The sequence below is a fragment of the Nocardioides sp. Bht2 genome (assembly GCF_047308515.1).
GTDB lineage: Bacteria > Actinomycetota > Actinomycetes > Propionibacteriales > Nocardioidaceae > Nocardioides.
Genome location: NZ_JBLBWI010000024.1, coordinates 21,332 through 36,348 on the forward strand (window position 1 = coordinate 21,332; position 15,017 = coordinate 36,348).

Consider the following 15,017-nt stretch of genomic DNA (forward strand, 5'->3'; position numbering starts at 1 on the left):
AAAGCATGGCTGACCGCCGCGAGCTCAATCCCTCATACAGCCGCACTCAGTCGCTGATCCGCGTCGGCGTGATCGGGGCCGGGATCGGCATGGTCCTGCTTGTGTGGCTGTCGCTGCTGGGCGATGCATGGCTCAACGAGCGGACTCGTCCGGCGGGCAACCCGATTGAAGCGGTGCTGAGCCTGGCATCGGGTCGCGACGGCGTGGTGTGGACCGCTGGCGCGACGGTCTGGCTCCTGACGATGACAGGCGTGGTGGGCGCCGTGGTGCTCGCCGTGGTTCTCCTGCGGCGACGCCGGCGCGGCGATGAGCTCCGTGGCGACCATGCCGCTAACTGGATGGCCAGGCCGGGCGACCTGAAGGCGCTGAGCCGCCGTGGTGCCGCCGCGAAGGCGCAACAGCTGGGCGTCACGGGTGACGGCGCTCCCGGCATCCCTCTCGGCCGCTCGGTGCCTACCGGCATGGAGCTGTTCTCCAACTGGGAGAACATGATCGTGGTCGTCGCCGGCCCCCGGACGATGAAGTCGACCGCCTACGCCATCCCGGCGATTATGTCGGCTCCTGGGGCAGTGGTCGCGACCTCGAACAAGCGCGATGTCGTCGACGCGACTCGCGGTCCACGCTCGGAGTTCGGTGAGGTCTGGGTCTTCGACCCCCAAGGCGTCGCGATGGCTCCTGCGGAGTGGTGGTGGAACCCTCTCACCTACATCGCGCCCCACGACCCTCGCACCGGGACTGCCCAGCGGGACCCGGCGACGGGGTACGTCGATGCAGATGAGGCGAAGGCCGAGAAGCTGGCGGCGCAGTTCTGCGCCTCAGCGATCACCCCGGGCGCGAAGACCGATGCCTACTTCGACGGCGAGGCCCAGAACCTGATCGGGTTGCTGCTGCTCGCGGCCGCGGTCGCTGAGCTCCCGATCACGACCGTGTACGACTGGCTCACGCGGCCGACGTCGACGGTTGCCGTCGACCACCTGGCGCAGCACGGCTTCGCACTGCACGGCGACTCGCTTGAGGCGCTGACCAACCTTCCCGACAAGCAGCGCGACGGTGTCTACGGCACCGCGCGCGCACGGATGGGGTTCTTGCGTCAGCGCAAGATGACCGCGTGGGTGACGCCTCCCGACGGCTACACCCAGCGTCGGCAGTTCCACCCGACTGACTTCGCGTCGTCGACCGCGACGCTCTACCTGCTCTCCCGCGAGGGCGAGGGCGGCGCCGGGCCGCTCGTCGCCGCGCTCACGGTCGCGGTGATCGACGCGGCCGAGGAGCTGGCCACCGTGTCACCTGGCGGCCGGCTGGCTACGCCGATGGTCGCGGTACTCGACGAGGCCGCGAACATCTGCAGGTTCCGCAACCTCGACAGCTACTACTCACACTTTGGATCGCGCGGCATCATCATCGAGACGATCCTGCAGAACTGGGCCCAGGGCGAGGAGGTCTGGGGCACCAAGGGCATGGAGAAGCTGTGGTCGGCCGCGAACGTGAAGCTCTACGGTGGCGGCGTCGACGACGACCGGTTCCTGCGACGCATCAGTGACCTGATCGGCGCCCACACCCACCTGACCCGCAGCGAGTCGGTCAGCGGTCAGCGTGGCACCTCGCGAAGCAACGTGAGCGTGTCGGTGTCGAGCCAGGAGCGCACCATCATGTCGATCGGCGAGCTGCGTGAGCTGCCGCAAGGTCGCGCCGTGCTCTTCGCCTCCGGGACACCGGCCGCGTTGGTGCGCCCGGTGCCGTGGTTCCTCAGTGATCAGGCCGCGGCGATCGAAGCATCCATCGCTGCCCACAGTCCCTCGCACGAGCCGCGCAACGCGGCCGCGCTGTCGACGAGCCCGTGGGACGTGAAGGGGATCGGATCATGACCGACGAGATCAGCGGAGAAGACCCGCAGCCGTTCTACACCTCGGTGGTGGAGTTCGTGAACGAATTCCTGGCGGTCGTCTACGCGAGGCGCACGGGGATGAAGGCTCAGCTGCGCTGGTGCTCCGAGTGGTGGCGTCACCCTGAAGCTCTCAGCCGGTTGGAAGGGCTCTGGAAGGCGTTCGAGGTCCTGCGGCTCGATCCCGGGACGGGAACCACGGTGTGGTGGCGCGACTACGCGGACCCGACGATGTCTGTGTTGCTCGACCCGAACGGCACGTTCGCCGAATGCGGCAGCGACGAACACAAGGCGATCCCGGATCTGCCAGTGAAGTACCCCGAGAGCGACATCTTCGACTGATGAGTGCGGCCCCAGCGGCGAGTCCGAGACCGGGCACAGACCGTCTCACCTGTGTCGGGAACGCTGGTCAATCCTAGTTTCGGAACCAGGTCGATGTGACGCAAGTTGGTAATCGATCCGATTCGCCCGGTGCCGAGAAGTGGCCCATCACGAGCTCGGAGGCCCTGGCAACCTGACCAAACCCCAAGCGAAGGACCAATTCGTCCACCCTGGCCCTTGACCACAGGGCCTTCCGCTGAGAAACTGCGGTTCCGAACGGATTTCCTCGACTGGGAGACGACGTGGTCAACCGCGAAATCGCTTCATGGTCACGGATCAAGATAACAGCTTCCTCGAATTCATCGCGGTGATCCGAGTGGCGAACGCAAGAATGATAGGGAATTCGGTCGTCAACCTGGCCCCAGATCCGGTAAAAGCGATTCACGTAAGCAAAATCGCGTGCGACCCGCACTTCCCTTCGAATTCATGGAGCGTTTAATGTCTCAACGCATTCAAGGCACATTCATTGGAATCTTGCTCGCGCTATTCATTTCGGCAATAGTGGCACCGCCACATGCTTCGGCGGCGGTGCCGCTCGAGTTGAACTACACCGAGGATGCCAATAGTACGTTCTGCCACGATACTATCTACGGGAAGATCGTAAATCCGGGCGCGCCTGGCGCCACCTTCGCCTCAGTGTGCTTCGTTCGCCTTGGGGATAAGATCCTAGTCGCCGACCTTCTGGATGACAGTCAGCGCGTCGGAGCTCACTGGCGGCTCAAGAATGGAGATCGCCGCGGGCTGTGCGTGAATAAAAACGGTGGTCACAACGAATGGTGCAACAAGGACCTCCCTGAGGATGTAGACTTGGAGTACCGCGTCGGACGTTGCGACGGCTCGTTTAGTCCGTGTACACTTCCCTCACACTTCACTAACTGGTCGGCCTGGAAAACGGCCTCAAACCCGCTCGGGAGCTAAACATGCAGGCAGGTCCCAGTGGACAGCAGACGGGCTAGCAGAGACCAAAGGACCCTCGATATCACGAGGGGTGTGTTTTTCGCGTCCGTCGCGACAGGTGCACTCCTCGGCGTGACGTGGCTACTGAGCGACCGTGCACAACTGCTCGAAAGTCATCCTGCTGCGCTCACGCTCCTGTGGTTCTTGCTCGCCGCAAGCTGGGTAACTGGGGTGACGGCCAAGTCGAGGATCCGCCAACGGCGGTTCAGCGCCAATAGTGAAGACTGATCTCACGCTTCGAGTTAGTTGACACTTTTGCTGACCTATCTCGTCATCGCTGCCACTGCGGCCTGCCTCACTTTAATAATCTGCCCTTTCAGCCGAGCTGTAGCGATCAGGCTTGGAGCCGTAGCGGCAGTTAGAGATCGCGATGTCCACACCGAACCCATCCCATATTTGGGGGGCGTTGGCCTTTATGGAGGACTATGGGCTGGATACGGAGTTGCTTCAAGCCTCCCCAACCAGCCCCTCTCTGACGTGCCGCTAAATGATGCCCGCAACGTCCTGATCTGCGCTGGAATCATGTGGATCGTCGGCCTGGTGGACGACGTCCTAGATCTTTCAGCACTAGTAAAACTAGCTGGCCAGGTCGTCACGGGGTGCCTCCTGGTTGTGTTTCAGATTCAGGTTTTCACCCTGCCGGCTTTCGGCGGGGGGCAACTCTCGGTCGCGCCGTCACTGAGCGCACTTGTCACCGTTGTGCTGGCAATTATGGCCATCAACGCTGTCAACTTTATGGATGGGCTCGATGGCCTGGCCGCAGGCGTCGTTGGGGCGGGCGCAGCCGGACTCTTCATCTACTCGTACTCTGCAACTTTGGGCGATCACAGATCCACTCTAGTTAGCGCCTCATGCTTACTCACCGCGGCATTGGTCGGTTCGTGTTTGGGCTTCCTTTATCATAACGCGTGGCCGGCAAGAATTTTCATGGGAGACGCTGGTTCGCAGATGTTGGGGGTAGTCCTCATCGCGTCAGCGTTCCTTGCAATGAGCAACGAGGCCGCCGTTATCTCAGCCGACGAACTCCGGCCTCGCGCCGGGGTTTTGATGTGGTTCGCTCTTCCTATCGCTATTGCAGGCCTTCCCCTTTTTGACCTGGCGGCCGCGGTTATCAGACGCGCTTGGCGCGGTCAGTCGATCTTCGTTGCCGACCAAGGCCATTTGCATCACGTTCTTCTGCGGCGTGGAGCAAGTCACCGTTCCGTGTCCTTGCTGCTTACCGGATGGGCCCTGACGGTTTCCTGCGGGGCTGCTTGGATCGCAATCGACCCCAAGCTGTGGAAGGCGATCGCTCTTGGGGCTTGTTTGATCGTCTTGTTCTCCGTACACGAGCATCGAAGGTGGGGACAGATTCGGGCCTCGCTCCGCGCTCCGGCCTTATGAGAAATCTGAGGTACCCGGGGGCCTCTGTGGCTGCCTACAGCCCGTCGCATAGACCCATACGACGCTGCCGCCGAGACGTCGACCCGGTGGGATATGAGGGTCTTGCGCCTTGACCCCTGCACGGGAACGACGGTGTGGTGGCGCGACTACGCGGACCCGAGGATGTCGGTCTTGCTCGACCCGAACGGCACGTTCGCCGAATGCGGCAGTGATGAGCACAAGGCGATCGCGGATCTGTCAGTGAAGTACCCCGAGAGCGACGTCTTCGGATGATGAGCGCGGTCCCAGCGGTGAGTCCGGGACCGCACTCCGAACGTTGCCGCTACTGCGGCGACATCGCTTCTCAAGCCTAGTGACCGAACCAGCCCGATGTGGCCGGTTCGCGAGTTCTGTCGGAACCCTCTGCAACTCTCGATCACCGCGTCCTCAGCGGCCAGCGAAAGGGACACACCAATGTTGAAGCTCTGGAGTCGCCTGATCCCGGTACTGCTCGCTGCGCTGCTCATGGGGGGATTCCTCACGGAGCCCGGTCGCGACCAAGTGCGGAGGCTGGCGGAGTCGGCCGGCATCGAGATGGTGGACCGGATCGCTGACGCCCAGGAAGAGACGAAGCGCTCACGCGGGACCGTGGTCCGCGTCGTCGACGGCGACACCCTGCACGTGAAGGTTGACGGCAAGACGGAGAAGGTCCGCCTGCTCGGCGTCGACGCCCCCGAGGTGCGCCACGGCGCGAAGGCAGGGGACTGCTACGGCGATCGCGCTACCGCTGAGCTGCGCCGACTGGCTCCTGGAGGTACGCGGGTGCGGCTCGCGAGTGATCCAACGCAGGGCGACACCGACGTCTACGGACGTCAGCTGCGCTACCTCGAGGTCGACCAGGTCGACGTCGGCCGTGAGCTTTTGAAGGCCGATGCCGCGAAGCTCTACCCGAACCGCACACCGATCGAGCGTGAGCAGGCGTATCGGAGCCAGGAGAAGGCAGCGCAGAGAGCAGACCGCGGTCTTTGGGGGCAATGCTGACGCCGCTTGGTCCGGGACCTGCTGGGGAGCAGGTCCCGGACCGAACGGGTTGGCGTTACAGTGGTTTTCAGTGGTAACGAAGTAGCGCCACTACTCCAGTGAGCAGGCCGACTGCCATCGGCCAGCGGAGTAGTTTCATTCGGATGGTCGGGCCCCACCCTTTAAGGGCGAGGGCCCGATTGTTCTTTTCACGCTCCATGAGCACGTCTCGCAACGCTTGCATGTCTCACCTCCTCTCTCGCGTCTGCCTGGATCTATGCCGTCGTTAGGTGGTCGGCGGCACCATGCCAGGGAGCGTCTTCTGTGTCGCGGCCTTGATGGCGGCCGCCTGCATCTTCTGCCGCGATGGGGTGTCGAACGGGGCGGCGAGAGCGCGCCAGTACTTCTCGACTCGTCCTGCCGGGTGGCGTGGGTCTGGGATCTTCTGGATCTTGGTCTTGAGGAGTCCCGCTTGGGAGAGCTCTCTGTACCCGCGCTCGGCTGTACGTTCGGAGATCCCGTACCAGTCCTTGGTCCGCTCGAGAGGCATCGCCATCGCTGGGGTCTGTGGGTTCTGGGTGTGACTCAGCAGGACGAGCATCATCGCTTTCCCAGGCAGGTTGAGGGTGCGCGAGAGACCAAGGGTCCAGTACAGGTGGGGGATCACGAAGTAGCCGGCGCCTCCCTCGGGCTCTTGGCCGGGCTTCTTCCAGGCACGCTCCAGGCCGTCTTCGCTCTTGAGCTCGAGCACGGGAGACCTGGACGTGTCGAGGCGCTCGAGAAGGTTCATTGCCTCGAGTTGCCCCAGCGTGCGGCTCACGCCGCTCGCCGTGACGGTCTTCCCTGTTGCGGCGCTGAGGGCACGCGCCCATGTGCCGAGGTGCAAGGGGTTGCCGTCCAGCATCGGTTGCAGCGCGTGGATGAGGAGAAAGAGCTCAAGAGCTCGCTCTCGGCCGGGGGTTACGAAGGCGGCCAGGGTGGAGCCGCGAGGGGAGTCACGTCCTTGGCCCTGACTGGAGTGGCGTTGCGCGAATGACTTTCTGAGCGGCAAGTAGCCACGCTTCGCGTCGTCTAGGAGGCTCGTGAGGGTGTCGTGGTCGTCGGCGGCAACTTCGTCTTGGATGCCAGCGAACGGGTCAAAGGAGGTGGTGTCGGTCATGTTTGACAGCATACGCACCAGGCGGACCAATAAGCGCCATAGCGGATCACCGTAGTTGACGGATGAGGTGCCAGTATTAGATAACCCTTCGACTCCGATGCGACACCTTTGATACCTCACTGATACGCCGACTAACCGGAAGCGACCAGGTCACTGAAGTCTGGCCGGCCGTTGATGGCGAGGCGAAGGCTCAGGAACCCGTGGACAACGCGACAGGCGAGCCGCGTTCCCCGGTCCACGGAACGGTCGGGGCAGTGCGGAACCGGGGCGCCACAGTGCACCGTCGCGGATTGACTCCGCGTCGCTGCGCGCTTTCCGCGCCCTGTGACGCTACATATCAAGAGCCGATAACCGCCGTTATGTCAGGTAAGCCTGACATAGACAGTGATGTGTCAGGAAACCCTGCGTAGATCATTGACGACGACAGGAAGACCTGACACGCTCCCCTCATGGGTTGGATACACGACGGCGACAGCACCAGTACCTGGCACGAGGCGCACCTTGTGGCCGAGTTCCCCGACGGCTCCCGCGGCATCGGCATCAGCACCGGCGGCACCTACGCCGCCGGAGAGGTCATCGTGGGCGTGGAGTACGTGGGTGAGCCGGGTGCGATTACCGATGAGGTGTACGCGACCCGCCCGGCAGCGACGGCGGTCGGGTGGCGCATCATCTGCGACTGCACGGAGGGTGGAGACAGCACCCGCCGCACAAAGTGGATCAGCGAACTCCTGCCGCGCGTGCCATCGCAAGAACTCGAAGACCTCTCTAGCGGCCGCTTCCACGTCGCCGACGCCGCCGACGTCGACGACCTGGACGAGATCAAGCCCTACGACCAGGCAGTGCGAGCGATCTGGGAACGCGACCACCTCCACGGGATCACCGCGCTTGAACAGATCACCGCAGTACGTCGAGGCATTGTCGACGCAGAGCAGGCGCTCTCCCTCGCGGTCGCACGAGCTCGCTCAGCAGGGAGCACCTGGGAGGCGATCGGTCGCGCCGCCGGCATGACCCGTCAATCAGCCCAGGAGCGTTGGGGAAAGCGGGCCACAAGTTGCTGATCCATGTAGTCCTCACCGCGCCGCCGATCTGGGTCCAAGCACTACTAGCGACAGCAATTCTGGCCACCGGGCTTCTGTGGTTCGGCGCACGGCTGTGGCGTTGGCCGATGCCTTGGTGGATAGACGCCGTCGTCGCCGTCACAGCGGTGCTCCTGCTGCTTCTTACGTCTCTGTATCTCGTCGGGAGCTGGTACACCGGCGACTGGAGCCTTAGGACCCCCAAGGGCAAGATCCCGTGGTCAGACTTCACCCGGGTAGCGACGCCAGCCGTGACCCTGGTTGTTGCCGTGGTGGCTGCCGTCCTTGCAGGCCACGGGCACGCCGCACGACTCAAGGAGCTCGAGATGACTCGAGATGCCAACAAGGTTGACACCTACTCCCGCAGCGTGGAGCAACTGGGGAGCGACCAGGTCTCAACCCGCCTCGGGGGCATCTACTCGCTCCAGCGGCTGGCGCTCACCTCGTCGGAGGAATCGACAACCGTTGACCAAGTCCTGTCTGCGCATCTCCGCCTCGTCTTCGGCCGACTGGCTGGCGACTACGCGATCATCGAGGAATGGGAGGCCCGCACCGGAGGCCCCAACGACCCCTGGGATTCTCCTCCCGCTCCGCCGAGCGGAGTACCACGCGAATCGTCAATGGCGGAGGCTTCTGCGGCGCTACACGTCCTTGGAGTGCTGAACCAGACCTACCCTGAGTCGACTCGCTTCAACCTCCGGAACCTCCAGTGGCCGGGTGCAGCGTGGCCGCACGGTCTCGTAGCGAATGGCATCAAGGCCCCGTACTCGCACGCATGGGGCGAAGAGCTGGCGGGCGCACAGTTGAACGACGCCGATCTGAGCACCTCAGAGTTATCGAAGGTAAAACTCCAAGGGGCCTCACTGCGCCACACGTCGCTACGAGACGCTCGGCTCGAGAACGCGAATCTCGCTGGCGCCGACCTGGAAGGTGCCGACCTGGAAGGTGCCCTGATCGACCTGGCGACCTACAACAAATTCGCAACCAAAGAGCTGCGCGGGTGGGCGCGCGACGACAAGGGCAAGCTCCGCCGCAAGGCGCGGAACCAAATCGGTTTCAGAGTCGACCCAACTCGTCGCGGATCAGCCTCGGCGACCAGCCCTCGCCCGCTGGGCTAACTTCCCCGAGACGACCTGGACGAGATCAAGCCCTCCGACCAGGCAGTACGCGCGATCTGGGGTCCCTGACGGCTGATGTACTCTGCGGTCATGTCGAACAAACGTTCGAACAGCCGGGGTCCGGCGGTAGAGACCACCGCGTCGTTCCCCAACCCTGCCCAGGACTACTACGAAGGTCCGATCTCCCTCGATCGGCACCTGGTGCGACGGCCGACGTCGACGTTCGTCCTGCGCGTCACCTCCGACGCGCTGGCCAGCCAAGGCATCCGTCAGGGTGACGAGATCCTGGTCGACCGCTCACTGGCGCCGCTTCCCGGCCGGGTCCTGGTCGTCGTCGTCGACAACGAGCACCGCCTCGGGACCTTCGAGCTACGCGACGGCGCCGCCGTGTTGATCACCGACCTTGAGGAGATCCCCCTGACATCAGAGGTCGAGCCGTGGGGCGTCGCGACCGTCCTGATCCACCACCTGCCCCTCGGACAGCTCGGCGAGAGCACCGCACGCAGGGCCGCAGGATGAGCGACGTCAGTTGGGGTCTCGCCAACCGCAGCCGACCGATCGCGCTCGTCGACGTGCGCTGCATGTTCGTCTCCGTGGAACGCGTCCTCGACCCGCGCCTGCAGGGCAAGCCCGTCATCGTGTTGTCGAACAACGACGGCTGCGCCGTCTCGAGAAGCGATGAGGCCAAGCAGCTCGGCGTCGCGATGGGCGACCCGTGGTTCAAGCTCCGCGAGAAGCCGCACCTGGTCGACCTGATCGCCTGCAGCTCCAACTACGAGGAGTACGGCGCCTTCAGCTCGCGCTTCCACGACACCCTGGCCACCGTCTCGGCCGACACCGAGACCTACAGCGTCGATGAGGCGTTCGTGGCGCTCCCCCACCACGAACCGGCCGCCGTCGCCGCGACCGCCCAGTCCCGGGTACGCGCCTGGACCGGTCTGCCCACCGCGGCAGGCATCGGCCCCACCAAGACCTTGGCGAAGGTCGCGCAGCGTCACGCCAAGGCGATCGGCGTCGACCTGGTCGACCTCACCACCTGGACGAGCCGCGACGTCGACGAGCTCCTGACCGCTACCCCTGTCTCTGAGGTCTGGGGCATCGGGTCACGCCTGACCGCCGGCCTCGCCGGTCTGGGAATCGTGACCGCGGCCGACCTCGCCCGCGCAGACGCCGGCGTGATCCGGCGTCGCTGGTCGGTGGTCGTCGAGCGCACCGCACGCGAGCTCGCCGGCGTGCCCTGCCAGCCGGTCGGCTTCACCCCGAAGGACCGCCAGCAGCTGATGTACTCACGGATGCTCGGCCAACCGGTCTCGACCCGCTCCGAGATGCGCAGCGTCCTGACCCAGTACGCCGCGACCGCAGCCCGCCGCCTCCGAGCCCACGGCCTGGAGGCCGCTCTCCTGCAGGTGTGGATCTCCTCCAGCAGATTCCGCGACGACGTCGCCCACCACTCCGCATCCGTCGCCCTCGATCCCGCGACGAGCGATCCGCTCGAGCTGATCACCGCGGCCCGCGCGGTGCTGCCCCGAATGAGAGACGGCCACCCGTACAACCGGGCCGGGATCCTGCTCACCGGCCTCTCCCCCGCCGGCGGCCAACCGTCGCTCCTAGCCGAAGTCGATCCGCGTCGCCGGGCGCTCGGAGACGCCGTCGACGACCTCACTCAACGCTACGGCCGCGAAGCCATCGGTTGGGGACCAACCGGACTCCGCGGCCGCAAACGCTGGGACATGCGCAGGGAACGCCTCTCCCCTGCCCGCACGACCCGATGGGACCAACTTCTCACCGCACGGTGACTACCTCCCGCGCTGCTGATCTGCCTTGCGCGAACTCGTGCGCGCCGCAGGCTTGCCCTTCGCCGCGCCCCCCGTACCGGCAGGTGCCAGTCGCGGATCGTGGGCATTGAGGCGGTCCGAAACCACCCGGGCCTTGACCGTCTCGGTGTCGGCGCCAGCGTCCTTCATCGCCTGCTCACGCGCCCTGCGAGCGTCCGGTGAGTCGTACTCGCTCACCGCTGTGGCCTCCGCGCTGCGCGCCTGGTCGACGGCGACGCCGGCGTGCGACGAAGCCGCCCGGGCCGAGTCCACTCCCGCCGCCGCGAGATCCGCGATCGCGGCCGCGTCACGCTGCTCAGCGACCGCTTCCCGCAGGTCGACACCGAACACGGCACGCATCTCGTCGCGAAGATCCTCAGCGGTTCCAGCGAATCGCTCGGGGTCGATCTCGGCCCACAGGTGAGCGCCTTCCACCGCGGCCCGGATGTCGGCAACAGTCGCCCCGGCCAGCCACTCCTGGCTGGCCGCCTCCCGATAGAACGCCTGTGCCACTTCACCTCGCGCTGCCAGTTGCGAGGCTGCTTCCTCCGCTGCGATCCGGTCCTGCTGCGCCAGCTTCAGCTTCGCGTCCTGCGCCTGGCGCACCAGCACCTCGGCCACGCGACTTGCCGCCGCAGCCCCGCTCATCATGATCGACACTCCGTCGTCGATCGGGTCGTCATCGGCCATGATCATCACTCCTTCCGTTCCTGCGTCCTGGTCCTACCTCGGGTCGTACAGCCGGCTTCTCTCGCGGCTCGCTCAACTTGTTGGGCAGCGGCACCACGCCGCCACCGAAGGCCCCCGCGATCTTGCGGGCCCGCTCATCCGGTCCGGCCGCCGGACCCGCGGGACGCTCGAGCACCGCCGTCGCACCGCTCCCAGAGCCACCGACTGCGGCGTATCCGGCGAGCTGCACCCGCTCCAGACGACTCACCACGTCGCGCCGAAGTGCCTCCGCCTGACGTGCATCACCCGCGGCCTGGTGGTAGCCGGCCAATGCCTTGCTCGTCACCAGAACCTGCCGCATCAGCATCGCCGCGGCGATCTTCGGCTTGTCCGCGGAACGCGCCATGAGGAACAGGTTCGCTGTCCCCATCGGCGACTCACGCACGACTCGACCCGGTGCCACCGATGGCCGCTTCAGCTGCGCCGAACGGCCTAGGACTGCTGCGGCACGGCGCAGGTCCGGCGCCAGGTCGTGGTCGTAGCGAGCCCACGACGACAACGTGCCGGCGACGTCACGAGCAGCATCAGACCAGGCCGCCCGATCACCGTACGGCGTGCTCGCTAGGCGCTGGTTGAACTCCTGGAAACGCTCCGCTGCGGACTGACTCGCCCGCCCCTCGATGCCCATCTTCGGCGCCGCGTCAGTAGCCGGCTGGCCCCTGAAAGCGGCCTGCCACTCACGCGCTGCGGCGCTGGCTTGATCGACACTCGCCGCGCCCCACATCTCACGAAGCCGCGGCAAGGAGAGGTCTTGGCCCAGCGTCTTTCCGCCGTAGAACGCGAACCCTGAACCGTAGGTGTCGGGCTTCAACGAGACGCGGTATCCGGTCACCACGTCCGTGGTTCCCTTTGCGAAGAACGGCTTAAGCACCATCCCGTCGGCACGCACAGCACGCACCCATTCGGCCTCACTGGAGGCGGCAACTGCTGCCGCCCTGACCCGCTCGGCCAGTTCCTTGGGCGCGGTCTGATCGCGCCCGGCCCGTGCAGCCTTTGCGCGCTCTGCGGGCTTCTCGCCGCGCTCGGCGAGCCCAAGATCGGGTCCGGCAACAGTCTGCAGTCCGTGACGAACTTCGAGTGCCCGGCAGGCCTCTTGAGCATTCCGGAAGTCGCGGTACCGACCATCCCAACGGGTGCCGTCCTCGCGCACCAGTGAGGCCGCGATGTGGATGTGGTCGTTGCCCGCCGTGGACAGTCCGTGACGGATCGCAACCCACCGAGCCGGGGCCTTGCCTGAGGCTTCGGTGAACCCCATCTGGTCCATGAAGTCGCGCGCGATCGCGTGCCACTTCTCATCACTCAGGACACCTTCATCGGCACTCAGCGACAGTGAGCAGTGCCAGACATGAGCGTCCTTGTAGCCCGTGACGCGCCGCTGACCAGTCTCCGGGTCCTGCTCGGTGACCTGTGCGGTGACCTTCGTCCCGTACTGCTTGCGAGGCTCCTCGATGTAGTCGGCGATCTCCGTCACCGACGACAGCTCCAGGGCCTCCGTGCCGTACCAGGCGGTCAGGAAATCGTCCCCGCCGACCACATGCGGGTTCTCGTGCTCGTTGAACTTTCCGGGCCCGCGCAGGTAGTGGATGAGCCCGTACATGTTGCCGCCCTTGACGACGTTAGGGATCACAACGGCCCCTGCACATCGTCAAGAAGCCGCTGCAACCGGTCGCACAGTTCCTGCACCTGGCGCATCGCCTCGACCGTCTCCGGCTGCGTCGCCAGCGTGGCGTTCGTGGCGTGAGCGATCTGGTTGACGTTCACCCCGATCTTCCCCACGGCACGCGTCACTCGGTACAGCTCCCCCGCGAGCTCGGCCTTCGACTTCGCTGCCTCCGCTCCCCCGGCAAGCGCCGACTCCACAAGCAGGCGAGCAACGGTGATGCCACGCTCGGTGGCCTTCAGCACCAGGCGACGCTCCGTCTCCGGATGCACCTTCACCACGTGCCGGATCTCGCGAGGCCGACCCGGCTCGCGGTCCTGCCGAAAGCCGCGCAGAGAGCGGCGCGCCCGCGATGCAGCGTCCTCAGCCATCGCCCGCTCCTCCCGCCTCTCCATGCCTAGCGCAGCGACCCCCGACAGGGGGACTGTCACCAGTGTGACACGTGGCCTGCGGCCGCGCCACCCTAAGGGCACCTTATGGTTTAGCTTGCTCCGCGTGACTCACGTGGAGCAATGCAGCACCGGGAGCGCTTGGCGAACCGAGCGCAGCCCCGCCCCGCTCCCGCTACGCTGGGAGCAAACACGACCGACCAAAGGGAGACCGACATGGCCAAGACGGACACGGCCCGAGCCGATGAGGCAATCCGCAAGCTGCTCGCACCGCGCGAAGAGCCGGTTCGCCGGCTCGCGGCGCGACTCGCAGAGGTCGACGACCTCGACCGCGAGATTGACGCGCTGATCACGCGTCGGGAGGAGACCGCCGTGCCGGCGGCCGCCAAGGCACTTGAGGCAGCCAAGGACAGCGGCTGGAAGGCGCGCGAACTCGCCGACGTCGGCCTCTCACTACCTCGCCCCTACCAACTCCCCACAGCAAAGCGACGCTCCGGGTCCCCTGCCCTGGACACGGCCCAGACCCCTCGTCCCCACGTGGACGATCCGAGCTAACCGCGGCTCGGCCTCGACCACCTGGAGGACGACGGGACCCGTGGGCGCCGCCACACAGCCTGACCTCGAGCAGCCCAACAGACCGGGCTCTAAGCAGCGTCAGACTGTGCACCGCCGCTCAGTTCGCGGTGTGCTGGCGTTCTCAAACAGCAACGACCAGAGGCCCCAAACCCACAAAACTGAACCACAACTCGCCAGGCTAGGCCTGGCGCAACGGTGGCCCCTCCTGCGGAGGGGCCACATGCATGTCTCCACCCTGACGGGTGGTGGGGAAACCTGCTCCCGACGCCGCCCATCGTGACACGGACCGGAGAAGCGTCAAGGGAAGCGGTGCCCTCCTTCGTCGGCCCTTGACCCTCCCCCGGTCCGCATAGGCGGCACTTGTTCGGGAGCAAGGGTCCGAGTGGTCCAGGCGCAACGCGCCGCAGGCCACGGCCAGCTCTCGCACGTCATCACTCACGACGAAGGAGACACCGACCATGGCCGTCATCATCTGCTTTGAGGGACAGCTCGACGCCATCCCCACCATGACCAACGACCCCCAGCGCAGCGCTGCAGCGACCGCAACCAGCAAGCGCTACCGCAACGGCCTCCCGACCGGCAGCAGCACCCCCGGACCGCGGTTCGAACTCCGCGCAACCGGCCGCCTGGCCGACCAGCTCGCCACGCTCGAGGCAGGCACCACGATCGTCGTTATCGGCCACGTGCAGACAGAACGCTGGACCGACGAAACGGGACAGACCCGCTACACCGACGTCGTCCAGCTGCAGTCACTCGGCGTCGTGCCCGAGCAGGCTTGAAGCTCACTGAACACGCCAAAGCCCCGCTGACTGGGAGGCCGCAGTTACCTCCCGCCAGCGGGGCATCGGTGTTCTTCCTTGGGGCTGTTCCACTCGAGCGGGTGGCCCCGGTCGC

15 protein-coding genes are annotated in these 15,017 nt (G+C 65.7%); 11 read left to right on the forward strand and 4 right to left on the reverse strand.

All coding sequences use genetic code 11. The features are described 5' to 3' along the window. Positions 1-5: 5 nt before the first annotated feature. The 5 genes from ACLM5J_RS19720 to ACLM5J_RS19740 all read left to right on the forward strand — a co-directional run bounded on the left by ACLM5J_RS19720 (position 6) and on the right by ACLM5J_RS19740 (position 5,623). Positions 6-1,865: a type IV secretory system conjugative DNA transfer family protein gene (locus ACLM5J_RS19720; RefSeq protein WP_413658382.1), complete on the forward strand. Its 1,860-nt coding sequence runs from the start codon at positions 6-8 to the stop codon at positions 1,863-1,865. Further along, positions 1,862-2,224, forward strand: a complete 363-nt coding sequence (locus ACLM5J_RS19725; protein ID WP_413658383.1) for a DUF4913 domain-containing protein — start codon at positions 1,862-1,864, stop codon at positions 2,222-2,224. Before ACLM5J_RS19720 ends, ACLM5J_RS19725 begins: the two co-directional genes overlap by 4 nt. A gap of 1,473 nt (positions 2,225-3,697) precedes the next feature. Beyond that, positions 3,698-4,603 carry an MraY family glycosyltransferase gene (locus ACLM5J_RS19730; RefSeq protein WP_413658408.1) on the forward strand — a complete coding sequence of 302 codons (906 nt, stop codon included), beginning with the start codon at positions 3,698-3,700 and terminating at the stop codon, positions 4,601-4,603. Positions 4,604-4,696: 93 nt separating this feature from the next. Further along, positions 4,697-4,876 carry a DUF4913 domain-containing protein gene (locus tag ACLM5J_RS19735; protein ID WP_413658384.1) on the forward strand — a complete coding sequence of 60 codons (180 nt, stop codon included), beginning with the start codon at positions 4,697-4,699 and terminating at the stop codon, positions 4,874-4,876. Positions 4,877-5,056: 180 nt separating this feature from the next. Continuing rightward, positions 5,057-5,623 carry a thermonuclease family protein gene (locus ACLM5J_RS19740; protein ID WP_413658385.1) on the forward strand — a complete coding sequence of 189 codons (567 nt, stop codon included), beginning with the start codon at positions 5,057-5,059 and terminating at the stop codon, positions 5,621-5,623. Positions 5,624-5,888: 265 nt separating this feature from the next. Here the strand turns inward: ACLM5J_RS19740 and ACLM5J_RS19745 are convergent, their stop codons facing one another. Further along, complete coding sequence (locus tag ACLM5J_RS19745; protein ID WP_413658386.1) at positions 5,889-6,761, reverse strand: hypothetical protein; 873 nt, start codon at positions 6,759-6,761, stop codon at positions 5,889-5,891. A 449-nt stretch (positions 6,762-7,210) separates the two neighbouring features. Here ACLM5J_RS19745 and ACLM5J_RS19750 point away from each other — a divergent pair, with 449 nt between their 5' ends. From ACLM5J_RS19750 to ACLM5J_RS19765, 4 genes are all read left to right on the forward strand, one after another. Then, positions 7,211-7,819, forward strand: coding sequence for a hypothetical protein (locus tag ACLM5J_RS19750; RefSeq protein ID WP_413658387.1), 609 nt, complete (start codon positions 7,211-7,213; stop codon positions 7,817-7,819). 107 nt (positions 7,820-7,926) lie between these two features. Continuing rightward, the gene (locus ACLM5J_RS19755; RefSeq protein WP_413658388.1) at positions 7,927-8,955 is read left to right on the forward strand and encodes a pentapeptide repeat-containing protein; all 1,029 of its coding nucleotides are present in this window, start codon (positions 7,927-7,929) and stop codon (positions 8,953-8,955) included. A 90-nt stretch (positions 8,956-9,045) separates the two neighbouring features. After that, positions 9,046-9,474 carry a LexA family protein gene (locus ACLM5J_RS19760; RefSeq protein ID WP_413658389.1) on the forward strand — a complete coding sequence of 143 codons (429 nt, stop codon included), beginning with the start codon at positions 9,046-9,048 and terminating at the stop codon, positions 9,472-9,474. Next, positions 9,471-10,751 (forward strand): Y-family DNA polymerase, encoded by a 1,281-nt coding sequence (locus ACLM5J_RS19765; RefSeq protein ID WP_413658390.1) that lies wholly within the window; start codon positions 9,471-9,473, stop codon positions 10,749-10,751. The genes ACLM5J_RS19760 and ACLM5J_RS19765 overlap by 4 nt, the downstream gene beginning before the upstream one ends. On the opposite strand, the gene ACLM5J_RS19770 is transcribed toward ACLM5J_RS19765, so the two are convergent. From ACLM5J_RS19770 to ACLM5J_RS19780, 3 genes are read right to left on the reverse strand one after another with little or no spacing between them, the layout of a single operon-like run. Further along, the gene (locus ACLM5J_RS19770) at positions 10,752-11,459 is read right to left on the reverse strand and encodes a hypothetical protein (protein ID WP_413658391.1); all 708 of its coding nucleotides are present in this window, start codon (positions 11,457-11,459) and stop codon (positions 10,752-10,754) included. Continuing rightward, complete coding sequence (locus tag ACLM5J_RS19775) at positions 11,449-13,125, reverse strand: relaxase/mobilization nuclease domain-containing protein (protein ID WP_413658392.1); 1,677 nt, start codon at positions 13,123-13,125, stop codon at positions 11,449-11,451. The genes ACLM5J_RS19770 and ACLM5J_RS19775 overlap by 11 nt, the downstream gene beginning before the upstream one ends. Beyond that, positions 13,122-13,529, reverse strand: a complete 408-nt coding sequence (locus ACLM5J_RS19780) for a MobC family plasmid mobilization relaxosome protein (protein WP_413658393.1) — start codon at positions 13,527-13,529, stop codon at positions 13,122-13,124. The genes ACLM5J_RS19775 and ACLM5J_RS19780 overlap by 4 nt, the downstream gene beginning before the upstream one ends. 234 nt (positions 13,530-13,763) lie before the next feature. Here ACLM5J_RS19780 and ACLM5J_RS19785 point away from each other — a divergent pair, with 234 nt between their 5' ends. Further along, entirely contained in the window at positions 13,764-14,102 is a 339-nt protein-coding gene (locus tag ACLM5J_RS19785; protein ID WP_413658394.1) for a hypothetical protein, read from the forward strand. A 479-nt stretch (positions 14,103-14,581) separates the two neighbouring features. After that, the gene (locus tag ACLM5J_RS19790; RefSeq protein WP_413658395.1) at positions 14,582-14,902 is read left to right on the forward strand and encodes a single-stranded DNA-binding protein; all 321 of its coding nucleotides are present in this window, start codon (positions 14,582-14,584) and stop codon (positions 14,900-14,902) included. Positions 14,903-15,017: the final 115 nt, after the last annotated feature.

Bases quoted from the DNA above. Each gene is read 5' to 3' on its own strand.
- ACLM5J_RS19720 (WP_413658382.1), top strand. From the start codon at position 6: ATGGCTGACCGCCGCGAGCTCAATCCCTCATACAGCCGCACTCAGTCG.
- ACLM5J_RS19725 (WP_413658383.1), top strand. From the start codon at position 1,862: ATGACCGACGAGATCAGCGGAGAAGACCCGCAGCCGTTCTACACCTCG.
- ACLM5J_RS19735 (WP_413658384.1), top strand. From the start codon at position 4,697: ATGAGGGTCTTGCGCCTTGACCCCTGCACGGGAACGACGGTGTGGTGG.
- ACLM5J_RS19740 (WP_413658385.1), top strand. From the start codon at position 5,057: ATGTTGAAGCTCTGGAGTCGCCTGATCCCGGTACTGCTCGCTGCGCTG.
- ACLM5J_RS19745 (WP_413658386.1), bottom strand. From the start codon at position 6,761: ATGACCGACACCACCTCCTTTGACCCGTTCGCTGGCATCCAAGACGAA.
- ACLM5J_RS19750 (WP_413658387.1), top strand. From the start codon at position 7,211: ATGGGTTGGATACACGACGGCGACAGCACCAGTACCTGGCACGAGGCG.
- ACLM5J_RS19755 (WP_413658388.1), top strand. From the start codon at position 7,927: ATGCCTTGGTGGATAGACGCCGTCGTCGCCGTCACAGCGGTGCTCCTG.
- ACLM5J_RS19760 (WP_413658389.1), top strand. From the start codon at position 9,046: ATGTCGAACAAACGTTCGAACAGCCGGGGTCCGGCGGTAGAGACCACC.
- ACLM5J_RS19765 (WP_413658390.1), top strand. From the start codon at position 9,471: ATGAGCGACGTCAGTTGGGGTCTCGCCAACCGCAGCCGACCGATCGCG.
- ACLM5J_RS19770 (WP_413658391.1), bottom strand. From the start codon at position 11,459: ATGGCCGATGACGACCCGATCGACGACGGAGTGTCGATCATGATGAGC.
- ACLM5J_RS19780 (WP_413658393.1), bottom strand. From the start codon at position 13,529: ATGGCTGAGGACGCTGCATCGCGGGCGCGCCGCTCTCTGCGCGGCTTT.
- ACLM5J_RS19785 (WP_413658394.1), top strand. From the start codon at position 13,764: ATGGCCAAGACGGACACGGCCCGAGCCGATGAGGCAATCCGCAAGCTG.
- ACLM5J_RS19790 (WP_413658395.1), top strand. From the start codon at position 14,582: ATGGCCGTCATCATCTGCTTTGAGGGACAGCTCGACGCCATCCCCACC.